This is a genomic window from Mucilaginibacter metallidurans, from assembly GCF_003286435.2.
Classification (GTDB): Bacteria; Bacteroidota; Bacteroidia; order Sphingobacteriales; family Sphingobacteriaceae; genus Mucilaginibacter; species Mucilaginibacter gossypii.
Map to the genome: position 1 here is coordinate 4,610,847 of NZ_CP043449.1, position 25,111 is coordinate 4,635,957.

9 protein-coding genes are annotated in these 25,111 nt (G+C 44.7%); 2 read left to right on the plus strand and 7 right to left on the minus strand.

The genetic code is table 11. The annotated features are described in order from the left end of the window. Positions 1-191: 191 nt before the first annotated feature. From DIU38_RS19560 to DIU38_RS19580, 5 genes are all read right to left on the minus strand, one after another. Positions 192-1,148: a family 43 glycosylhydrolase gene (locus tag DIU38_RS19560; RefSeq protein ID WP_208809192.1), complete on the minus strand. Its 957-nt coding sequence runs from the start codon at positions 1,146-1,148 to the stop codon at positions 192-194. Positions 1,149-1,221: 73 nt separating this feature from the next. Further along, positions 1,222-1,806, minus strand: a complete 585-nt coding sequence (locus DIU38_RS19565) for an RNA polymerase sigma factor (protein WP_112652191.1) — start codon at positions 1,804-1,806, stop codon at positions 1,222-1,224. A gap of 253 nt (positions 1,807-2,059) precedes the next feature. Continuing rightward, positions 2,060-6,166, minus strand: a complete 4,107-nt coding sequence (locus DIU38_RS19570; protein ID WP_112652192.1) for a hybrid sensor histidine kinase/response regulator — start codon at positions 6,164-6,166, stop codon at positions 2,060-2,062. Between the two features lie 690 nt (positions 6,167-6,856). After that, positions 6,857-7,879, minus strand: a complete 1,023-nt coding sequence (locus DIU38_RS19575; RefSeq protein WP_112652194.1) for a substrate-binding domain-containing protein — start codon at positions 7,877-7,879, stop codon at positions 6,857-6,859. A 76-nt stretch (positions 7,880-7,955) separates the two neighbouring features. Further along, positions 7,956-9,836: a glycoside hydrolase family 97 protein gene (locus DIU38_RS19580; protein ID WP_112652195.1), complete on the minus strand. Its 1,881-nt coding sequence runs from the start codon at positions 9,834-9,836 to the stop codon at positions 7,956-7,958. Positions 9,837-10,044: 208 nt separating this feature from the next. On the opposite strand from DIU38_RS19580, the gene DIU38_RS19585 reads away from it, so the two are divergent. Beyond that, positions 10,045-11,529, plus strand: a complete 1,485-nt coding sequence (locus tag DIU38_RS19585; protein WP_167516230.1) for a glycosyl hydrolase family 28 protein — start codon at positions 10,045-10,047, stop codon at positions 11,527-11,529. A gap of 570 nt (positions 11,530-12,099) precedes the next feature. Continuing rightward, positions 12,100-19,269: a cellulose binding domain-containing protein gene (locus tag DIU38_RS19590; protein ID WP_112652197.1), complete on the plus strand. Its 7,170-nt coding sequence runs from the start codon at positions 12,100-12,102 to the stop codon at positions 19,267-19,269. 139 nt (positions 19,270-19,408) lie between these two features. On the opposite strand, the gene DIU38_RS19595 is transcribed toward DIU38_RS19590, so the two are convergent. After that, positions 19,409-20,788, minus strand: coding sequence for a right-handed parallel beta-helix repeat-containing protein (locus tag DIU38_RS19595; RefSeq protein WP_112652198.1), 1,380 nt, complete (start codon positions 20,786-20,788; stop codon positions 19,409-19,411). Between the two features lie 305 nt (positions 20,789-21,093). Continuing rightward, complete coding sequence (locus tag DIU38_RS19600; RefSeq protein ID WP_243770699.1) at positions 21,094-25,086, minus strand: hybrid sensor histidine kinase/response regulator transcription factor; 3,993 nt, start codon at positions 25,084-25,086, stop codon at positions 21,094-21,096. Positions 25,087-25,111: the final 25 nt, after the last annotated feature.

The window sequence follows — 25,111 nt, forward strand, 5'->3', positions numbered from 1 at the left end:
AAAATGAATGGAAATCAGCGGGCGCTAACCGATACCTACTTTACGATCAAAAAACGGCGCGTTATTAGCACCGCGGTAATGTGAAGTCCATTTAAATCTGCGAGACACCCTGATGGAACGAAAAAAGAGGCACGGCTGCCCCTTAATCTATTAACCGACCTTATCAAGAATGAATTGTATAAAAATGCTGATTAATTTGCAGTACCGTTTTTCACGTCGATCTTAAACGGAGCAGGTTCCGGAAGCCAAAGCTCGCCATCCCCGATCTGAACAGGCATCCATAAATACCGGGAATCCCATTGTTCTTTCGGTTTCCAGATATCCCCCAGGAACAATACCGTTGTATCCTTCTTCCCGCTAACTTTAAGCAATAAGGTAGATTGCGAATCATATGTATTTTTTTCCTTAGGTGCTATGTCTTTAAACTCCGACCACGGGCCTTTCAGGGTTTTTGCTGTGGCATACCGGTTAGGATTGGGCTTCCAGCCGGTAAGCGCGGAGCCTATTGCGTAATAAAGGCCCTTATAATGCACTATAGCTCCGCCTTCCATATGCTCGGCTATCAGGCACATTTCGCGGTCAATACTGAGGCAATCTTCCGAAAGCCGGACGATATGAAACCCAAGCGGACGGTCTTCGAAAACAAGATATGGCGTACCATCATCATCTATAAACTGGCCAATGTCCCGGCTTTCATGCTCCAGGGGCCTGAAGCTTTTCAGGTATTTAAAATCACCATCAGGGCGGTCGCTTACGGCAATACCAACCCGGGCAAACTTATAAGTTGCATTGTCAAGATGGAAATACATGACATATTGCCGGCTCTTTTTGCTGTAGAAAACTTTGGGCCTTTCCAGCACCCAGCGCTGCCCCAGGTTTTCAGGATCGGTCATCTGAACAACATCACCTTTGAATGTCCAGTTCGTCAGGTCTTTTGACGCATAACAGCTAACATAACGTTTATTTGAATCCAGTCCCCGACGTCTTTCTTCTCCATACCAGTAGTATGTGTTCTTTATTTTTATAATCCCTCCTCCATGCGCCTGGATATGTTCTCCCCGGTTATCGGGCCAAACTGCTCCGGGGTTTATGATTTTTTGATGCTGTGCATATGCCTTGCCTGTAATCAGCAAAGTCATGACAGCCATGGTTATTCTTTTTAAAAGTATTTTTTTAATCATTCGGTGTTTTTTGAAGGTCAGGAAATCTTATATACCGTTTTTATGAAAGCACCAGTTCGGTTGTGACTATCTTACTGCCTTCAGAAAGTTTAATACGCAGTTGATTGATTCCCCTGTGTACATGATTAACTACCGACTGATATTGTAACCCCGTTACTTCAGCAATCTGATCGTAATTCCAATTATCAAAATATCTTAAAAAGATCATCTCCTTTTGGCGCTTTGGCAAGGTATTCAAGGCAAGGGCAAGCATGTGCTCCACTTCTCTCCCGGTTTCTTCCAAAACAAGCACATCTTCCCTCGAAAAAACAATATCGATATCATGACTTGCGGATAAGCCTACAAACTCCGGCCGCGAGGCCTTTAAAAAGTTAATGGCAAGTGACCGTGCCGATTTAAAGAAATAGTATTTAACATTTTTAATAGGTCCAAATGTTATCCTCCGCTCCCACATTTTTATAAACAGTTCCTGTAAAACATCCTGGGCTGCATCCTCATCTTTAATAATTTTATAGAGGTAGAAATACAAACCGGAATACAGTTCGTCATGTATCCTGCCAAAAGATTTGACATTTCCGTGGAGGGCTTCTTCCCACCATGTAGTTAGCTGGTTACAATTGTTCATATTGGCTTTAAAAACTGGTTTCTCTTTAAATTGGTCGTTACCGACTTTAGGAACCTAAGCTGAAAACCGATTTACATAATCGATTAAGTAAGTTTGCCTATGGTTCTAATAACTGGTTTATATAAGCTAATATGAATAGATTTTATTCGGCAGATGGGACTCAAATTGGTCATTTATGCGGTATAAATTCGGCAATTTATCAATTTACTCAATTGATTAAGCAATGGAGAGAACACACACAAATAACTCAATATCAATTAATTATGTTTTTATTTTTCTTAAATACAGGTCTTTTTTGCTTAAGAAAGTCTGATGGGTTAGCGCCGAACAGTTTAAAAAACTGATCGCGGAAGTATTTGATGCTGTTAAAGCCTGTTTCAATGGCTACTTCATTAACATTCATGTCCGACTGGATCAGCAGCTCAGCCGCCTTTCTGAGGCGTATGTAGCGGATGAAGCTATTAACGGTATGACCCGACAGCGATTTAATTTTGCGGTAAAGATTTGAATGGCTCATGCCGATCTCTGAAGCCAATATTTTGATGTTGAAGTTTTCGTCGGTAATGTGCTGCTCAACAATTTCGATACATTTTTCCAGGAAGTTTTTATACTCATCCGAAATAGTGACGTTAACCGATTTCAGGGTAATGGTATTATAAAAATAGCTTTGAAGGTTACTCCTGTTTTGCAGCAGATTGGCAATGCGCGCTACCAGCACATCTTTATTAAAAGGTTTGGATATATAGTCATCCGCGCCGCTTTCCAGCCCTTTGATCTTATTTTCGGCAGATGAGCTGGCTGTCAGTAAAATCATCGGGATATAGCTCAATTGCTGGTCCTGCTTAATGGTTGAGCAAAGTTCAATGCCATTTAAACCAGGCATCATTACATCGCAGATAATAAGATCAGGCTGCTTTTCTTTCGCTTTCTGTAAACCGGTCAAACCATTGTCTGCCTCGTAAACCCTGTAACGGCTTTCAAGAATGGAACGAATGTAAGATCTGATCTCGCTGTCATCATCAATAACCAGGATCCTTTGCTTGTCGGTAAAAATCTTATCCGCTTCAAAATCAATATCATTAATTTGGCTGGCTTCAGCTATCGCCGGCTGGTCTTCAACCATTTCACTAAGCAAGGGCGATAAATCAGCAGCATCGGCTGCCGCTGCCATATCCAGCGAATAATGAGCTGTCCCTTTTAACAGGGTTAAACAAAAATCAGAGCCCTTACCCGGCCCACTTTCAAACGTTAATGAGCCGCCGTGATCTATGGTAAACTGGCGGGCCAGGAATAAGCCGATCCCAAAGCCCCCTTTTGCCGCGTGGCCATGCGTATTTGACCTGTAAAACTTTTCGAAGATATGCTTACCCGCTTCCGGGGATATTCCCGGGCCATTATCGGTCACATTGATCACCACCTCACCCGGCCCCGATTGCAGGCCAACGCACACGGCTTTCCCGGCCGGCGTATATTTAATAGCATTGGATATGAGGTTAAACAGGATAATCTCAATCTTTTCCCTGTCTCCGTAAATCAGTACCGGCTCTTCCGGTACCTTTAATTCAAAACTGATACCCGAAAGCCTGGCCTGCTGCACAAAACATAAAAATACCTCCCGGCAAACAAGGGTAATGTCCATTGGCGCAATTTGCAGGACCCCGGCGCCAGAATCGGCCTTACGAAACAGCAGCAGCTGATCAACAAGGCTTAACAGCCGCCTTGAATTACGATAAACAATATTAAGTTCCGCACGGTTCTCAGGGCCAATTTTTGCAAGCAGATCCCTTAACGGGTTGATGATGAGAGAAAGGGGGGTACGAAACTCATGAGAAACGCCCGTGAAAAACTCTACGCGCCGGTCATTCAATTCGCGTTCCTTTTCCTGCAGGTCGCGCTGGTGTGCAGCGGCGGCATTGGCCAGTTGTACTTCATATTTAAGCCGCGTTTCCCTGAACCTATAACGCAGGTACCAATAAACAACCCCCGCAAGCAACATCGCGTAAATGAGGTAAGCCCAGATGGTACGATACCAGGGCGGCAAAATAATGACATGAAGGTGGACTTCACGGCTGATCCATTGCCCTTCGGCATTGGTACAGTTAATTTTTAATGTATACGTACCGGGCGCTAAACGGGTATAAAGCGCATTACGCTGATGCGCTGCATACACCCATCCCCTGTCCCAGCCCTGGAGCGTATAACGGTAACCGATCCTATCCTGCGCGGTAAATTCGATAGCTGCGAAACTAACGGCTATTGATGCCTGATCGTAAGGAACTTCTAACGACCGGATAACATTCCCTGCATCCGTCTTCACATAGTCCGGATAAGTACTTATGGGCTTATTGTTAATTTTAATATCAGTTATAACAATGTTGGGGATATCATGCAGGGGCAGGATTGCCTGCGGATGAAACATCGTGACACCATTGATCCCCCCAAACGCAAGCTGACCATTGTTTAGCCTTAAGCCAGCGTTAAAGTTAAACTCATTGCTCGCCAAGCCATCGCTTTCAAAAAAATTGGTAAAACTAACGGCTTTGGGATCAAAGCGGCAAAGCCCATTGTAAGTGCTTAGCCACAAACGCTTTTGCGCGTCTTCCAAAATGGCCAGTACCGTATTATTACTAAGTCCGTTACTGGTGGTATAGTGACGAATTATTTTTTCCTTAGATGCTGAAAAATACAACAAGCCGGCCTCTGTACCTAACCACATATCGCCGTTGCCTGCTTTCTGCATTGATCTTACCGCTTTACCTACCGGATAAAACTTACGTGAGTTGCTTTTTTGATCAATCTTATAAACCCCTTCGAAATTTCCAGCCCAAAGGTTTCCAAAATGATCTTCGCCCATTGAAAGGATATTGGTCAGAGCCGCGTCATACAACCTGAATTGGTTATTATGCTTATCATATAGAAACAGCCCGTCCTGTAAGCCGCTGGCCCAAAGATTTCCAGCATGGTCCAGGTACAGGCACCAGAACACTATCCGGCTGGCAGCTCCCTGCCTGTCTACACCCCGAAATGTAGTGAATGTATTGGAACCCGGCTGGAACAGGTTAATACCGCCCCCATAAGTGGCAATCCAGGTCCTGCCTTCCCTATCCCCGGCAATACTGGTTACAAAGTTTGAGCTTAGGGTGCCCGGCTGTGAGGCATCATGGCGAAAATTAGTGAAGCGATGGGCCTGCCGGTCCCAAATGCTCAATCCGCCGCCGTCGGTGCCTATCCACAGCCTGCCATCGGGTGCTTCATATAACGATTTAACAAAGTTACTGATAAGACTATTGGCGTTCAGTTCATTATGCCTGATATTTATAAAACGTTCTTTTACCTCATCAATAACATTTACTCCGCCCCGTAATGTACCTATCCACTTTCTGCCTTCCCGGTCTAAAAATAAAGCATAAACAGCATCACTTGAAAGGGAGTGCTCGTCACTCCCCGCAGGCAGATAGGTAATCTTGTCGCGTCCTTTATCCATGATCTGGATCCCGCCGCCATCGGTACTCACCCAAAGTGTACTATCGGGCATGACTTGCAGGCTCGTTATCCTGCCCGATTTGAAAGACCCGTTAAACTCATCAAAAAGACAGTCATATTGCCCAGTTTTGAAATCATAATGGTGCAGGCCCTGGGTTGTGCCTACCCATAAACCATTGCCTTCCGGATAAATGCAGGTAGCGCCGGTGACCGAAGTGTTCAGTAACTTCAAAGTACCGTGTACCGCATCATATGTAAAAAGGCCCGCGCCGCTGATTAGCGCATAGATTTGGTCGCCTGGCCCCACATACAACGCACCAACATTATAACGCTGTACAGCTTTTCCGTTATCATAGTATGGTATAACACGGCCCGTCCGCTTACCTTTATCCATAATGATAAGGCCGTTGGAAAGGGTGGCAATGAAAATACGCCCGGAGCGGTCCGTTTTGATATCCCTGATAAAGGATGTCACCGGCGTTTCTTTGCCGGCCAAAATTGCATATGCCGGAGAAAACTCTTCTGTTACCGGGTTTAAAATACTTATGCCCTGGCGTGTACCTACCCATAAATTATTGGCTGCATCCTCTGCAATACAATTAATAAAATTATGAATAATTGAATGTTGCTTTTCGGGCTGATTGCGGTAAATACGGAAGTCATATCCGTCAAAACGGTTCAGGCCATCATAAGTGCCAAACCACATATAGCCCGAATGGTCCTGGAAAATACATCGTACTTCGCTGTTGGAAAGCCCGTCTTTGAGGCCAAGCCGCTGAATATTGGGCAAAGCAAGCGCTGCGGCATTGCTGTTTAAAATCAGTGCTCCTAAAATAATTACACAACACCACCGTGCAGCTGCTCTAAATGGCCGCATACAGGAGGACGCCGGTTGTTGAATACTGCTCAATTTGAATATAAGTGCCGCGAAACGTTTGGTTTGTGTTTCAAAAACTGTCCCTTCAGGTTAAACATTACTCCTGGCGCTTCTTTTTAGGTTCCTGATTTATTTTCTGAACAATTGAATCCCAGCTTTTTTTGATCGTTTGTTCGTCTGCTTTCGGATTCTTTATCTGAAATAGCTCTAAGGGTTCCGCTTCGTTTCGCTTTTTTTTCATAAATCGATACACTATCATGTCTGCACCCTGTAACATTTACTCAAAACAAAAATATAACTATCTGACAAATAATGAGCAGGTAATGTTCGTGAAAACATAGCCGTGAAAGCCATCACGTATATTGACTCACCCCGACATCGCTACGCTTGTCACCCCTCTCTACGCAAGCGTAACGAGGGAATTCTCTTATTCTTATTTTCCCTTACCCTCTTTCCGCCAAAGGTGGAGAGAGGGTGGTCCAGCGTAGCGTAGACCGGGTGAGTCAGCTATGCCGATATGTCACCCAATCCCCCTTTACATTTTATCATTAATAAAAAGGGCTTCCTTTCGAAAGCCTTATTATAACCAACTTAATATAAACCGAACGGTTTATTAGGGGAAGAGATACTATAAAGACAAGCTCCTGTAGATCTTATACTCATTTTTTTCTGCTTTTTTTTTCGGATAAATTAAACCGGTAACCTTGCTGATGAATCCCTTATGATCAGTTTTGTTTTCAATAAAATATTTTGCGAATCGATTATGTGGTTATCCTGAAGCTCTTCCAATAAAATTTTGGTAACCCTTAGCCCGATCTCTTTAATTGGCTGGGCTACAGCGGTTATGGCCGGGTTAAAAAGGGCAAAATTGTTAATATCATCAAATACAGCAACACCGATATCTTTGGTAATAATCAGTCCTGATTCTTTCAGGGCCTGCAGGCCACTTAAGGCGAGATAGTTGGTTGCAAAGAAAATGGCATCTATATCCTTTTTACTTTTCAGCAGGCTTTTAAGGGTCTGGATGGTTTTGTGCGAATCTTCATTATAGATAATTTCTTTTAGGATAGGCGGCAACCCGTGTTTTTGGAGGGCCGCGTGATAACCGTTAACACGTTCGTTCATTTGATCCTGCCCGGCCGCAAGCGTAACCATGGCAATGTTACGGAAGCCGTTATCTATCAAATGTAAAACCGCAGTCTCGCTGCCGCGAAAGTTATCGACAAGTACTTTGGAACATTGCAGATCAGGCGAGGCGCGGTCGAACACCACTACCGGGTAACCTTCCTTTACAAGCTGGTTGATGTCATCTTCCAAACCTGCAGTAGGCGCCAGGATGTACCCATCTACCTGGTAATTTTTAAAGGTTTGCAGCAGGTCACGGGCAATAACGGTCGAATTTTCTGAGCTGCCATAAATAACGCGGTAACCTTCTTTATAAATATGCTCTTCCACAACCCTGGCGATGGCCGAAAAAAAAGGATCGCTGATATCTTCCACAATCATGCCCACCGTTTTACTTTTTCCTGTCCGCAGGCTGGCTGCCAGCCGGTTTGGCCGGTAACCTACCTTTTCAACAAACCTCAGTATTTTATTTTCCAGCGCCACGCTGATGCCATATTGCCTCGCCTTGCCATTAAGAACATAGGAAACAGATGCTTCCGACACTTTTAACGCGGCAGCAATATCTTTCAAAGCCAATTTTTTTTTCATTTCGCCCAAAGCTGGATCCTCCTTAAGTCAAACTAATACAATCGTTAATAATACCGCACAACAAAAGCCCCGCCCTCTATTTTATTTGAGGTCTTATGATAACGGCCTGGCCCCCTTTTGCATCCAGGTCAACAACAAAATCATCATTGTGCCTGAGCTCAATCTTTTTTACCTGTATGCCGCCCTGTCCGTCATCGTCATAAACAGTAGCGGTGTATACCTGATTTTTCTCCAGGAAATCGAGCTTGAAGTTTGCTCCCCATTTCTGAAGACCGGCAGCGCTGCCCAGGTACCAGGTACGGCCTTTACGGCGTGCTACGGTAATGCCATCGCCTATCTCTCCCTGCACATATTTACTTTCATCCCATACCGTGGGCACGTATTTAAAAAAGTCGATATCCGCCTCATCCTTGTAATCCTGCGACCGCCCGTACCAGAAAATTGCCTGCAACGGGTCAAAATATACAATAGTCAGGGCCATTTGCTGAGCTTTGCTTACCCGGATATTTTTACTGTAATCATTCACCCTGTTGGGGTAGCAAAAGGTAAAATCGGCAGGGCCGGCCAGGTAACGCGTAAACGGCAATACGGTATTATGGAAAGCATCGGGACTGTTTTCATCGCCCCTGATCCCTTCCTGGCTCAGCACATACGGGTACCGGCGACTCAAACCTGTGGGTTTATAATGATCATGTACGTTAAGTACCATGCCATAATCACTTACTTTTTTCATGGCCGAATCAAGCCAGGCAAGGCCTTTCTGCGTGCCGCCATCTACAAACCCAAACTTTAGTCCGCTAACTCCCCACTTTTTATAAAGCGGCAATATGGTATCTATCTTAGCTTTGAGCCCCACATAATTTACATATAAAATAACGCCGATGCCTTTTTGCCGGGCATGGGCAATGATATCCGGCAAGTGGAAATCAGGTAAGTATCTGGTAGGATCAGAAGTAGTTCGAAATTCGGCACCGTACCAGCCTGCATCAACCAAAATGTATTGAAAGTTCATTTTTTGAGCAAAATCAATTCCATCAAGGGCGCCCTGCGTATTGATAGGTACCCTGAAAACCTTTCCGGGTTTTACATAATCAGGTACCTCATTACTAAGCGGTTTAACCAGTTTAAGATTAAGCTGACTAAACACATGCAAACCTATGGCAGTATTACTGCAACTGATGGTTCGCCAGGGAGTAAAGAGACTATCAGTAAACCGGATTAATGAATCCTTCCGAACGGACTGAACGCGGCGGTCGCGGTAAAGGGTATCCGTATAAAATTGTAGCGCCAGGCTATTGGAACGGCTGCCGTGAACCAATACGCATTTGGTATAATTGCGGTTATCGGCTTCGCCGATACTTATATATGACTGTGCGGCCGTAAGCGTTGAAGGAAGGTCACTGGTACCCGGCAATGAGTCGACCGTAACCGGCCGGAAAACAGATTCTTCATGATATTGGTAAATACGGTAGTTCGCTGCAAGGTTAAACTCCGTCAGCTCCGATTTAAGTTGTACAATACTATCCCCAAGCTGCTTACAGACATACCTAAACGCCAGGCTTCCATCATATACCCTTACGATAATATTATAATTACCCCTGCCAGAGGTGCAATGAAGCGTGAGCTCGTTACAATGGTTGACTAGGCTGGCATCCTCCCCCAGAGGCCACAAAAACTTTTCATTGATTTCTTTTTTGGTCGATCCCTTTAACGTGATACCCTGAACTAATGAAGAACCGGTAGTTTCGATCCCCAAACGCGACCAGTTAACAACTAACCGTGTGTTGAAAATTAACCGATAATACAGCTGCCCTTGCTCATCCAGTGAAAATTGCGCCCGCGTACGGTTATCTGGTGAATAAAGCAGCGCAACAACCTTTTGCTTTGTGGACACAGCATTATTGCAAAAGGGAGAAAGGGCTAAAAAAAAGGCTAAAAAAAGGTATTTATTCTTCATTGTTCAGGATACAGGGCAACAACAGTAATAAGGACAAGCAATGCTCTTAAATATACTCAAAGAGGTCAGTGATTTAGTTCAAATTGTTCAAGGTATCTCATTAGGGCACATTATCTCCGGCAAATGCAGTTATTTTTTCGATATAGTTTTTTTATTGAGTATAAGAATCCGCCTTTATTGTCTTCCTCTATACACTATAAAAACTTCTATGAACAAATTCCTGGCACTGGCATGTGCAGTCGTATTTTTATTAAAAACAGTCAAGGCAGAAATCATAACTTATAAGGCACCCGAAAGTAACTTAGTTAATCATACAATTAAAGTAGATGTGCGGCAGGGCACAGGCAACTGGCAGCCCGTAGATGTATATACCGCCGATGTCGCGGCTCGTTTTGACGCGCAGCGCATTATTAAAAAAACCGCTTTTACTTATTTTGATTGTTCCGGTTCGGTAAAGCTTCGGGTTAAGCTAAACCAGGGGAATATCAAAGAAGTAAGGATCAGGCCTACCGCATACGGCATTAAGCCCGAGGTTAAAGGCAACATTGTCGAGTTTGAATTAAGCGCTTCGCAATATGTTTCGTTAGAGGTAAACGGTAACATTTTTGAGAACCTGCAGATTTTTGCAAACCCTATAGAAAGCAGCCGTCCCACAAAAGCTGATGCGCAAACGCTTTATTTCGGCCCGGGCATCCATAAAATAGGCCGGATGGTGATCCCCTCGGGTAAAACCGTATATGTGGCCGGCGGTGCTATTGTTGAAGGCTCATTTGTTATAGATCATGCGGAGAATGTCAGGATCTGTGGCCGTGGAATCCTTACACAGCACCCGGTACAGAGCGACAGCGTTAAACCCCAAAATACTACAGGAACATTCTCGAAATTCAGAAACGATCATTTGATCATCCAGAACAGCAATAACATCAGTGTCGACGGGATTATTGAGCTTCCAACGGGTTATTCTATTTTGATGGGCGAATCAAAGCATGTGAGTATAAGTAATTTCAAAGCTTTCAGTGCAACCGGTAATGCCGATGGTATCGACATTTTTTGCAGCCAGGATGTTAAAATCGATCACATCTATATGCGAAATTCTGACGATTGTATCGCTATTTATGGTCACCGCTGGAACTATTACGGCAACACCTCTGATATCAAAGTTGATAACGCCGTTTTATGGGCAGATGTGGCCCACCCGCTGTTGATAGGCACACATGGAGATACTGACCATCCGGATACCTTACAAAATATCCGGGTTCAGAATATGACTGTGCTTGACCACAATGAAAACCAGCTTGATTACCAGGGCTGCATAGCACTTAATGCCGGCGACAGCAACCTGATCAGGAACGCCAGTTTTGAAAATGTGGAGATTGAGGATATCCGCAAAGGGCAACTGTTTAATTTAAGGGTGATGTATAACCGGAAATATAACACTTCTCCCGGGCTGGGGATCGAGAACATACTGTTCAGGAATGTTAATTATAACGGGAAGCGGGCTAATATGTCTGTTATAGCCGGCTACGATGACAAGCGCGGCATCAGGAACGTTATATTTGAAAACCTGAAGATAAACGGCGCCCTGATCTATGATAAGATGCCGGGCAAACCCGGCTTTTATAAAACAAGCGATATGGCTAACATATTTGTGGGTGAACATGTGGACGGGGTCCAGTTTCTGCGCAAGGATTGAGGGTAAGATTGACTACCTGTCCTTGTGTGCAATCTTTTATATCTCCACTAATATTTTTAAGGTATTAAATTGTGCGATTCCCTTCTTGGGAAACTACTTTTGTGTACACTTCTTTTCAACTAAAAGAAAATGTCATTTCGATAGAGCTGTGGAGGCCTGAGCGAGCGAAAGAGAAATCTTATACGATATGCCAAGTAACGTGAAAAGCTCGCGGACATGTTGTAGAAGATTTCTCCTCCCCCAGCACACTTTCCCGACGCTACGTTCGTCGAAATGACATCGTTTTTCAATTGATAATAAATCATTGAAGGAGTGTACAGACAATAGCTCAAGAAAGGAATTGAAAGAATCTTTAATTACTTCTACAATACTTACCCATACACAAAGCAGCTTATTCCAAGCGCTTTAACGTCATAAAAATTTCAAAAAACACCACGTTGCTGTGAGTATCATTTACAGCAGTCATTGTCTTTGGTGTGTCCGATTATAAAACTGTTTTGTTCCACGCCCTTACACGACTTCCAAACATGCCGGAACGGCAGTAAATATGTTTACCTAAACAATTAAACCATGAAAAAACTTTTTACGCTTTGTAATTATTTGACAGGTACGCACCGGCAGATAAGGCTGCTGTTGTTTTCGCTGTCGATGTTTGTCACGATGGGTGTATGCGCCCAACCTTTTGTCCATCCTGGCGTGGCCTTTAACCGGGCCGATTTGGATCAATTGAAAGCCAACATTGGCCGCGAACCATGGCTATCCGGTTATAATGCATTTAAAAACGACTCGCATTCACAATTAGGTTATGGGCAAAAGGGGCCTTTTGCAACGGTTACGAGAGCGCCCAATCTCAACAACAGCGCCTGGATTGATGATATGCAGGCTATTCACAACCTGGCCTGGATGTGGTGGTTTACGGGCGACTCTACTTACGCCCGCAAAGCTACCAATATGTTGGATGCCTGGGCAGTAACCAATACTACCTGGGGTGGCGGAGAATCAATGCTGGATATTGGCGACTATGCACAGTATTGGGGCGTAGGTGCTGAAATCCTTCGTTGTACTTTTCCCGGTTGGACCGCAGCCAACACACAGCACGTAAAAAATTATTTTGCTAATGTTTTATTCCCTACTTCCTGGGTGCCAAGCCCCTTGCGCGACGCGAATAAAGGAGCTCTCCAGTTAAAAATAGCTCTTGCCGCATCAGTTTTTTGTGATGATGTAACCCGGTTTAACCAGGCGGTGGAAGTGTACCGGATGGATGCCGGAGGTGGGATGCGCAATTCATTGCCCGGTGGCGAAGTTGGGGATTCGGGCCGCGACGACCATTGGCGCGTACAGGCAGCCGCACTGGCCTGGGGCGCAGAAGTTGCCTACAAGCAAGGTGCAGATATGTTTGCCGAATTGGATAACCGTGTATTGGCTATCGGTGAGTTGTATCATAAATACGCTTTTGACGGAGCAACAATGACCTTTATCCCGTTGGGGGGCTATGCAAGTTATTGGACCGGCTGGGGGATTCAGCCCGGAGCAAGGGTCGGCGACATGACTAATCTTATTTACAGCGCTTATGCTGTACGCAAAGGAATCCCTACCCCTAATACCGACAGGATGAGAGCCGCATTAATGCAGCCTGGTGCCACCAATTATTCTCCTGCCGGCGGCAATTTCTTATACCTGAAATCATCAGATACATCTACCGCGGTAAAGTTGCCCCAGGTATATTATCCTGCTGATCATGTGCAGCCGGTGAGCAATCTCACCAATATTGATATCGGTAATACCGGGTTGGCGGGCAGCGCTGCCTACAATAACGGGGTTTGGACACTTCAAAGTGCCGGAACTTCCACCAGTAATGCTTTTAGCTTTAATTTTAAGAAAATTAGCGGCGATGCCGGACTGGTAGTAAAAGTTGAGAATATGTCGTTAAATACCGGTGGTTGCGGGGTCATGCTACGCCAATCGCTGGCGCCCGGTTCGGCTTTTTATGATATTTTCCTTAAAGCGACAGGCGGTGCCGGAAACCACTACCAACCCAAAGCCCCCTGGTGGTTAAAAATTGAGCGTGTAGGCACCCGCATATTTACATACCATTCGCAGGATGGCATTAGTTGGACCGGTCTCGGTTGCTGGTATTCTGCAACAGGTTTCCCCACTGATTTGTATGCCGGATTTTATACCCTTTCCAGTAATAACTCGGCGCTAAATATAGCCACGTTCAGTAATGTGGCCTATAGTCAATCCGCACCTACTGGGTCTCCTGAGATTAGCAGTGCTACCACCGCCACAGCTACCAGTGGTGCGCCTTTCAGTTATAACATCATAGCCAGTGCTAGTCCATCTTCTTATAGTGCCAGCGGCTTGCCTGCAGGGCTTAGCATTGATGCGGCCACCGGTATCATCTCGGGCACACCTACCGCGTTAGGGCAAAACGAAATTACCATAGCCGCCACTAATGCCAGCGGCACCGGCACGGCAACCCTCATGCTGAATGTGGTCAATAACCAGGCGCCGGCAGCGCCCGCTTCAGCTGCGGCAGCGGTTGTTAACGCTACACAAATTAATATTTCCTGGGCAGCTTCGGCCAATGCTACCAGCTATTCGGTAAAACGGTCGTCGTCATCCACCGGGCCATTTACCACTATACAATCAGGCATAACCAACACATCATATATTGATGCCAGCCCTGTACCCGAGGTAAACAATTATTATGTAGTGACCGCGCTTGCCGGAACATTGGAAAGCGGAAACTCAAATGTTATTTTTTCATCAGTACCACCGGCTGCCCCGGCGCAGCCTGCAGCTGTTAATAAAAACAAGGAGGTTGACTTGAGCTGGAATGCAGCAGCAGGGGCGGCTACTTTTAATGTAAAACGCGCTACCATAAGCGGCGGTCCTTATACTACTGTAGCCAATGTTTCAACTACGGCATACGCGGATCTGAATGTAAGCAACGGAAGCCCATACTATTATGTTGTTTCATCTGTTGGCCAAACCAAAGAAAGCTCCAATTCGGCCGAAACATTTGGCGTGCCCGGCTCAAGCACTTCAACATGGAGCCAGCAGCCCGAGTCCGACTCGCTTACCCTGGCCAGCAACTGGCAGGAAAACGCGACACCTGTTAATCCAGCCATTATTACTTTTCAAAACAGTGCAGATACCGTACTGACCAACGACATCCCAAACCTCGTAGCCTCGAGGATCCAGTTTAATGCAAACGCGAGCAGTTATACGATTGACGGCGCAGCAATTCATTTGCGAAATGACCTGGTTAATAACAGCTCGGGGTATCAAAACCTGAAGATGCCTGTAACGCTCGATACGTTGCTTAATGTAAATACTCCCGGCGTAAGCGGCACCGTATCATTAACCGGGCAAATAACAGGCACAGGCAGCCTGCTCAAGAACGGTATCGGGTTCCTGTATGCAGGGGGCAATAACACCTACTCCGGCGGTACTATCCTCAACGGAAACGGGCAAAGCTGGCCGCCGGTTTATGGGATGGAAATATCCGGAACAAGTACAGGAGCGCCCTCCGCCCCTACATCAGGCCCGCTCGGTACCGGAAAAATAACCATGAACGGCGGCGCGCTTTTTTCGGCGAACGGTGATGCTACCTTATACAACGATATTGAAATCGCTGCCGGAAAAACCAGTTATTTTTACCAAACCAGCAACGCATTGAACCTTTACGGGCGGCTTACCGGCAGCGGAACAATTATTCAGGATGGTAACGTATATGCCGGTTTACATTTGTTTGCCGATAACAGCAGCTTTACCGGGTACTTTGTATCCAAATTACGCAGCGGCAACTCACGTACCCGTTTTGAAGTGCCGCAATCAGGCAGCGCGAATGCTTCATGGAACCTTGACGCCAACGGTAATGATTGCCAGGGCATTATGTTCCCAACCGGTACCATCAGTTTTGGTGCGTTAAGCGGCCGCGGTGCTATCCGTACAGATGGTGGCGGCAGCCCAACCATCAGCATCGGTGCACTGAACATAACTACCACCTACGGCGGAACGATGACCGGCAGTATGAACGTAGAGAAAGTTGGTACAGCTATTCTGGCATTTACCGGTAACCAGGCTTATTCCGGAACAACGACGATAAAAAACGGCACTTATTTGCTCAATAACGATCCTAACAGCGGCACATTCACCAGTCCGGTGGTTGCAACGGCCGGCACGTTTGGCGGCAGTGGCAAAAGCACATCATCGGTTACTATTGGTACAGGCTCAGGTTCAGGCGCGGTACTGGCACCCGGTAACCAGGCCATAGGCACCATAAAAGTGGGCACCCTCACCATGAATGCCGATGCCACCTATAAAGCAGAGTTAAGCACCAGTTCGGCCACCAGTGATAAGGTAAGTACAGCCGTTGTTAATTTAGTGAACCAGCCTAAACTGCAGATCACGGCTATCGACTCGACAAGCCTGGCCCAGGGAAGTTCGTTCACTATCATTGACAACACCGGAAGTGCGGCAATATCCGGTACATTTAAAGGCTTGCCTGAACTTGCTCCGGTAACCGTTGGTAGTTTTACACTGCGCATCAGCTATAAAGGCGGTACGGGCAATGATATTGTGCTGCTGGACGACCGACCATTACCGGTAATTATCACCAGCGCGCCAACGGATACCACGCTGATAGGAAAACCTATGACTTATACCGTAACCGGAATTAAGTCGCCCAACCATTTTTCGGCCAGCGGATTGCCGGCTGGGTTACAAATTGATTCTTTATCAGGCAAAATTTCAGGAACACCAACAGAATCAGGCACCTTTAATGTAAGCCTGTCGGCAGGCAACGGCAGTACAACAGGTACTTCGACATTGGCACTCACAGTGCTTAGCAGTGCTGTAAACTCTTTGACAGTTGCCGCGGGCGATGCCAAAAACATCCTTGAATGGCAATCACTTCCCGGCTACAGTTATAACGTTAAACGTTCAACAACTTCCGGCGGGCCATATACCGCACTTGGCTCAGTAAGTAACCTTACCTTCACCGACAGCAATGTGAGCAATGGCACAACCTATTTTTATGTGATAGCTCCTGCAGACAGTACCGGCGAAGGTACCCAAAGCACAGAAGCGGTTGCTAAACCCAATGCCGGGCAACGCGACTTTTATCAATTTGATGAGGAAAGCAGCAGTAAAGGCATTGATGCCTGGGGCGCCAACCATGCTGCACTCGCGGCAACAGCAAGTCGTGCTGCGGGTAAATATGGAAAATCTTTGCTGCTTGATGGTTCGGCGAACGCGTATTCAACATTGCCTGCCGGTATTTTCAGTACCCTGAACGATTTTACCATATCTGCGTGGGTGCGGATGGACGCCATAAGTACCTGGATGCGTGTTTTTGACTTTGGCTCAAGCACCACCCAATACATGTTCCTTACTGTACAGGCCGGTGTTACCAACGGGCAGTCAACCATTCGTTATGCTACTAAAAATGGCTCGGCTGCAGAACAGAATATCAATTACAATTACACCTTCCCACTAAATACCTGGACCTACCTGGCGGTAACGCGGGCGGGCACTACTACCACACTTTATGTAAATGGTACATCAGTTACCTCCTCAACAAATATTACCATCAAGCCATCGGCACTCGGGAGCACCACACAAAATTACCTGGGCAAATCGCAGTTTGCCGATCCGATGTTCAAAGGCTCCATTGATAATTTCAAGATCTACGGCAGGGCGTTAAGCAGCACCGAAATTGCTGCCGATGTATTGGGCGATCAAACAATAACCTTCGCCTCCATCGATGGAAAAACATTTGGCGATGCCGATTTTGTGCCCGTTGCAACAGCTTCATCAGGTTTAGCGGTTTCTTACAGCAGTTCAGATACTACTGTTGCCAGTGTGATCAATGGCGCCATCCACATTAAAGCGGCCGGAACAACAACCATCACTGCTTCCCAGGCCGGAAACAGCAGTTTTAAAGCAGCTACTTCTATTAATCAAAACCTCACCGTTAGCCAAAAAGCACAAACTATTACGTTTAATGCGATCCCTGCAAAAACAGTTGCCGACAGCGATTTTGTGGCCGGTGCTGTAGCCAGTTCTGGCCTTGCGGTAAGTTACAGCAGTTCCGACAGTACGGTAGTTCAGATAGCGGGCACAAAGTTGCACATCACCGGTGCGGGTACAGCCGTGATCACCGCCTCGCAGGGTGGGAATGCTAATTACCTTGCGGCACCACCGGTTACACAAACCTTAACTGTTAACAAACTGAGCCAAAGCATAAGTTTTGCCGCTTTGCCTTTAAGCAGGCCTGGCGATGCAGATGTCAACCTGAATGCTACAGCTACTTCCGGGCTTACGGTTGTTTACACCAGCTCAAACCTAAACGTAGCTACGGTAATCAATAACAAGCTGCATATTGTAGGTGCGGGCAGCAGTACTATCATAGCGCAGCAAGGTGGCAACGCTCGTTTTGATACGACAGCCTCAAGCAAAACCTTCATCGTATTGCCATACAATATCCAGGTACAATCCTCCGACGGTGATAACAACCAGCCTGTAAACAATCTCATTAAGCCATTTCTGAAAATTGTTAACCAGGATTCTGTCGCCATTAATTTAAACGAACTGACCATGAGATATTGGTTTACCGCGGAAAATTATGCCGGGATCAATTCGTGGATTGATTATGCCCAAATAGGGAATAGTAACGTTACCATGAAATACGTTCAGTTACCCAACCCGCACACCGGGGCATTTGGATATATAGAATATGGTTTCCTAACAAACGGCCAACTCAGCGCAGGCGGCAATTCCGGGGTTATTCAGTCGAGGTTTGCCAACCAGGACTGGTCAAACTTTTCGGAGGCCGATGATTATTCGTACCTGCCATACACAGGGAGCTATGCCGCAAACAGCCATATCACCCTTTACCGCAACGGGCAGTTAATTTACGGTACTGTGCCGGCTGCAGTTACAGCTACCACGGCTTTTACTGTGTCTTATCAAAACCAAAATCAAAGCACTTCCGGAAATACGATCAGTACCTACCTGGCGCTTAACAATACCGGAAACGTGCCTGTCAATTACAGCGATCTTTCCGTTCGTTATTGGTTTAGCCGCGAAGGCACAGCAGGATTGAATTTCTCGGTAAGCTATGCCAAACTGGGCAACAGCAAAATCAACAACCGGTTTGTTACTTTAAGTCCCCCTTTAACCGGGGCAGACACCTATCTTGAATTAACCATCGATCCATCGGCAGGTTCATTTTACCCCCTAAGTAATACCGGTAACATTCAATACCAGGTTAATAAAACAGACTGGTCGGCATTTAACGAGGCCAATGATTATTCGTTTGCTGCTAAAGCTGCTATGGCGCTTAACAGCCATATCACCGTTTATTATAAAGATCAGCTGATTTATGGAACGGAACCTACATTGCTCAGCAGCAATTCGCTGGCTTCAACCATAGGTCAAGAAACCGGTATTGTACAAGATAACAGCACACCTATCGGTACCATTCAAAACAATGTGATCTATCCAAACCCGGTGGCTGCACGCAGCTTCAACATTAAACTAACGCCCGACCTGGAGCAGAAAGAGATCAACCTGGTTATCCGGGATAATTTTGGCAAGGTTATGCAAAGCGGCAGGTATCGTGGTTTTGGTGGTAACCTTGGGGTTCAGTTAACCCGCTCGTATATGACCGGTGTATACTTTGTTCAGATCAACAATCTGGCACCATTGCGCATGATAGTAAGCCCCTGATTTTAGCTAAAAGCCTAATGCACATAGCTTAAGGCTAAAACTTTAAAACGTAAAAAGGGATGGCAGTGCTACCGTCCCTTTTTACGTTTACAGGAATTCCCTTTACTCCAGACAGAGAAAACGCTTGATGTACTGCATATTAATACTCGGTAGCCCCAATATCAAAAGCCGTACCCGATGGGCGTACAGCATCATAATAATCAAATTTTATGCCGTATGATAAAACGTTTGCCCCCTGATCGATAAGCGGCGATGACGGTTGTAAATGGAAATCATCTCCGGCATAATTTACAAACCCGCAAACACTTACATCTGTGTTTACATAATTATTTGATTCGGTAAGTTTAACGCTGGTGCTTTTTAAAATTATCGACTGTACTGATGCCGATTGTATGATAGCATTATTAATAACGGTATTCATGGGGATAGTTTCGGAGTTTAACTTTATGCCACCTAAAACAGAACCCACAATGGTATTATTGATAAACTGAAAATTCGGGCCCGGCGTATACCGTGAATCAGCAAAAATGCCGTAAGCTTTTGAGTCAATAATATAATTATTGAATACCTGGTTATCCCCAAGGCCAAGAACAATGATGCCGTTGCCGGGCGCATTCTTAACCAGGTTGTTATAGCATTGGCCGCCGGTACCTTCTCCTATTTGTATACCATTATTTTGATAAGAAGCAAACGGACTTATCCCCGGATTTTTAACGGTGTTACTATAGATCATGCATCCCGACGTAGCACTGCCAACCTGGATACCTTCGGCACCGGTTGAGTCAACAAGGTTTTTGTAGATCCTGGCATTTACGATATCATGAGGTAAAACTGTACCGCAGGAAGTTGAAACGCCATTCTGATAAAAAGAATTTCCTATATAAAGGCCTTCCCCTCCTGTTTTGTGAACGTAGTTATCATGAATTATTACATTACTCATCGTAAAATTGCCCCGCCAGGTCGCAGCGTCGCATGTTGGATCGGTTTTTGCCATGATCCCCGCAAACCCGCTGTTACGCACCTCAACATTCGCGATCTCAAAATCCGAGCTCAGATAGTCCATCGTCATACCGATGTTGCCGCCATTTATATCAAACCCGTACTTAATTGAGGAAACGCCATTTCCCATTACCTTAAAGTACTGGCAGTTTTGTGTCTTAAATACATACGAGGCGGTAGTTTCAGCAGTGAATGACACCCTGCCACCCTGGTTAACAATTAAGATTGGAGCGGCGGCTGTACCCTTAAAGTTTTTAAGCAGCAAAGCCCCACGTTCACCGGCGGGGATATATATTATAGCCCCCGCGGGGATATTTGTACCGTCAACCATCCACTCGGTAGTTTTAACGGTGTAAGTATAGGTAGTTACCGGCCTGGTTTTCAAACTTTGCAGTTTTCCACCCTGCTCCGGAATTGAACTTGCCGGTGTCTCAATTTTGTCTATACTTTTTGAACACGCGAAGCATGATATTACCAGCATACCAGCTATCATGCTTAGTAAGTAATTGTTATTTCTCATTTATTAATCTGAAAGAGTTTTGATAATCAACCATTCCCTGTTGTGTGGAACCGGCAGTTCTACGTTATTTTTTCAGATATTGTTGCCCGCACAATTAAATCGCACACTTACGGTATTCAGGGACTTCGGTAATAAACAAGAATTGTAAAAAAGAGGGTTGTTTTAATAGTACATGGGTTGCATGGGCTATCGCCGATGCAAAAGGCTTGCAGCTTGTAACTGAGTGGAATTACCCTCCCGGACGCCCGTATTATTATATAAAGACCATTGCTGCTGACTTAGCCTGATAGTCCATCCTGGTAAGATTAAACCTGTTTTACTTTACTGCGCTTAGCCTGCTGGTATTCAGTTGGTGTTGTACCAAATTGTTTCAGGAAGTTACGGCCCAGGTGTGATTGAGAACTGTAACCTACCATGTTGGCTACTTCATAGATCTTATAATCACCTTCTTCCAGTAATTGCGCGGCAGCCTTGAGGCGGGTGATATTGATAAGCTCATTAATAGTAAGATTGGATATAGCTTTAACTTTGCGGTACAGCGTTGGCTTACTCATGTTCATGAGGTTGGCTATCTGCTCTACATCAAGCTCGGCGTTTTGGATGTTTTTGTAGATAACACCATTTAGCTTATCCAGAAAACTTTCATCAGGTTTTGAGTACGCCATCGACTTGATATGCGCCAGCGGCGAACTCGCAAAATGCTCCTTAATTTTATTACGGTTGATAAGCAGGTTAGCTATCTGCACCTGCAAATGTTCGGGCGAAAACGGTTTTTCGATATAGGCATCGGCGCCAACTTCCAGTCCTTCAATTTTACTTTGCAGGGTATTTTTAGCAGTGAGCAATATGATAGGGATGTGGCTGTAATCGAAATTGGTTTTAATGGTTTTGCACAGCTCAAACCCATCTATTCCGGGCATCATTACGTCGCTTATAATAAGCTGGATGTTCTCGATGGCTATCATATCCAACGCTTCCTGTCCGTTAAGGGCTTTAATAACCGAATATTTGTCGCTCAGATCATCCGAAATAAAATCAAGTATTTCCGGGTTATCATCTACTAAAAGTATAACTGGTTTCATAAAGTCAATATTCTCCTCTCTGTTACTTAGGTCAGCCTGCTCATATTCATCGGGGGTAATATACAGGTCGAATTCTTTTTCCTGGTGAACAGGCAAAGTAAGGTTAAATATATTAAAATCGTTAATAGATTTATTCAACACTAATAAACCTTTATGCAATTCGGCCAGCGAGCGGGACAGGGAAAGCCCTATTCCTGTGCCAATTTGCTTTTCAGATTCCTTCATCCTAAAGAAAGGTTCAAAGATCTTTTCACGCATTTCATAAGGGATCAGATGCCCGCTGTTCCTTATTTCGATGGTAAAGGTGGGGTCGTTTTCCGCATGATCGAGCAGTTCGATCTCTACAACCGATGTACTGTATTTAATAGCGTTGTTGATGAGGTTACTTATAATTTTGGTGAATGCCTCAATATCAACATAAGCATACACGGTTTTAACCGGATGTATAAAGGTATAGCTGAGGTTCTTTTGTTCGGCCATAGGTTTAAACCGCAAAAAGATATCAGCAAGCAGATCCATAATATCGGTTTTAACAAAGCTTAGGCTGAAGCCATTGGTTTCGGTCTTTCTGAAGTCAAGCAATTGGTTAGTAAGATCAAGCAGCCGGTTGGTATTCTTTTCCATGATCTTCAGGTTGTTCTGAATATCCGGGACTTGCTCCGCCCGCCTGATCACTTTTTCCATTGGCCCTTTAATAAGCGTTAAAGGTGTACGGATTTCATGGGCCACATTAGTGAAAAATTCGATCTTGGCATTATAGATCTGCTTCTCCTTGTCGTTTTCAAGGGTTTCGATAATACGTTTGTTTTTCTCGCGGGTTTTACGGTGATAGCTTCTGAGCAGGTAGTAACCTGTTAATAAAAATAACAGGCAGTAAGCAATGTATGCCCAAACGCTTTCCCAAAAAGGTGGCGCTATATCAATTTCAATACTTGTTTCTTTTTGGGTCCAGGTGCCGTTATTGTTTGCCGCTTTTACTACAAAGGTGTAATGACCGGGCTGCAGTTGCGTAAAATAAACTTTTCGGTTGCGTTTAAGTTCAGTCCAGCCTTTATCCAAACCTTTCATCGTATATTTATATTGGGTCATTTCGGGCGATGGAAAACTAAGCGCCGCGAAATCAATACTAAATGATGACTGGTTATAATTAAGGTTGATTTTTTTTGTGCTGATGAGAGATTGTTTTAAGATGGAATCGGCACCATTGACAGAGATTTCTTTATTATGTACCTGGAAACCGGTGATATAAACCGGAGCAATAAAATAGTTTTCCTTGAAATTTGCAGGGTTAAAGCTAATCATACCGCGTACGCAGCCAAAATACATGGTACCATCTGCATCTTTAAAGGATGAGTTATAATTAAACTGGTCGCTTAGCAAACCATTTGCCTTGGTGTAAATTTTTATGGCCTCTGTAGCCGGGCTGAAACAAACAAGTCCACGTGTGGTGCTGATCCACAGGTTTTTACGACTATCTTCTTCCACCCTGAAAATGTAGTTGCTCGGAAAGCCCTTGTTGCTGTCATAAAACTTATAACTGTCGGCCTCCGGGTCATATTTCCATAAACCCAAACCTTCGGTGGCAAACCATAACTTGTGATTGCTATCTTCAAAAACACCGTTTACCGTAGTGGTATTAAGTACGTTTTTAACGGGATACCGGTAGTTTAATTTAGTGCTGGTATTACCGGCCGGATTGTAACAGTAAATACCATCGCGCACGGTACCAACCCATAGTTTACCATTATGATCTTCGGTTATGGCGTAAATAAAATCATATGGGGGTAATTTATCTATCAGGGTAAAATCCTTACTTAATAAATTGTACCTGTACATGCCGCGGGTGGTACCAATAAAGATTTGGCCGTTACGGGTTTTACAAAAGCAAATTATAAAGTTACTTTTGAGGTCATTACTACGGTTACCTGTCAGGTAAACACGTTCAACTTTGCCGGTTTTAATGTTCATGACATCCAGCCCGCGTTCAAAAGTGCCTATAAAGAGTTCATTACCTATAGGTAATATTCCATGGATGTTGGTATTAGAGATACTGGCGTTGCCACCAGGAGCGTAATGCGTCCAGGTGTGTTTATCGGGTGCTAATTTATTAAGCCCGTTATCTTCAGTCCCCATCCAAAGGTTGCCGTACATGTCTTTATTAATTTCACGCACCACGTTCCCCTTAAGCGAATTTGGCTCGGGCTCGGGATAAAATTTGTTAAAGGTTGAATATTGCCTGGGGTAATAATTAAGGCCGCCAAAATAGGTACCTACCCAAACCCCTCCTTCCGAATCTTTAAAAAGACAATAAACAGCATTATCTGATATAGAGTAAGGATCATTGAAATGCTTTCGCAGGTTAAGGAATGTTCCCTTTACCGAATTATAAATAAACACGCCAGATTCTGTTGCTATCCAATATTCGGTATCGCTGTATTTTAAAAAATCGCGTACATAAATAGCTGTTTTATCAGGGTTGTAGTTAAGCAGGTCAATGTATGCACCAGTTTTAGAATCAAATTCCTTAAAGCCATGACTGTTAGTAGCTATAAATATTTTGTTGTTACCGGCGTAAAAAATCTTTTCTATAAACTTTGAGGTAACATTATCGGTTGGCTTAAAAACGCTATAGGCGGTAAAAGTACGACTGGCGAGGTCCAGCTTTTCCATAACTCCCCATGAAGTTGATACCCAAACTGTACCATTAATGATAATTACAGATGTAGCTTCAAAGTGCTGCCATGGCCAGTAATCAATTTTTTCGCCGGATTGTGTATTATATTTTATCAATGAAGCGCCTTCTACAAACCAGCAGTTATTATGCTCATCAAAGGTAATGCTGCGTACACCGTTAATGTTTGCTGTATTTATATGCGTAAATGTTTCAGATAGTGGGTCATATTTATCGAGCCCTTCGTCGGTGCCTATCCAAAGCGAACCTTCTTTATCAAGACATAGCGTATGTACCATGTTGTTGGATATAGTACCCTTATCGGCAGGGTTATGCCTGAATGTTTTAAAGGTATAGCCATCAAAGCGGTTAAGCCCATCCTTGGTACCAAACCACAAAAAACCGTGCTTATCCTGCAGGCTGCAGTAAACGGTATTATGCGATAAACCATGCTCAACCTGGTAATGCTTGAAGTAGTAGGTCTGGGCATTGCAAATGCCCCATGATACTGTAAAAAATAATAGAAATATGTATAGTGGTTTCAAAATAATCAGCTTAACGCAAATATAA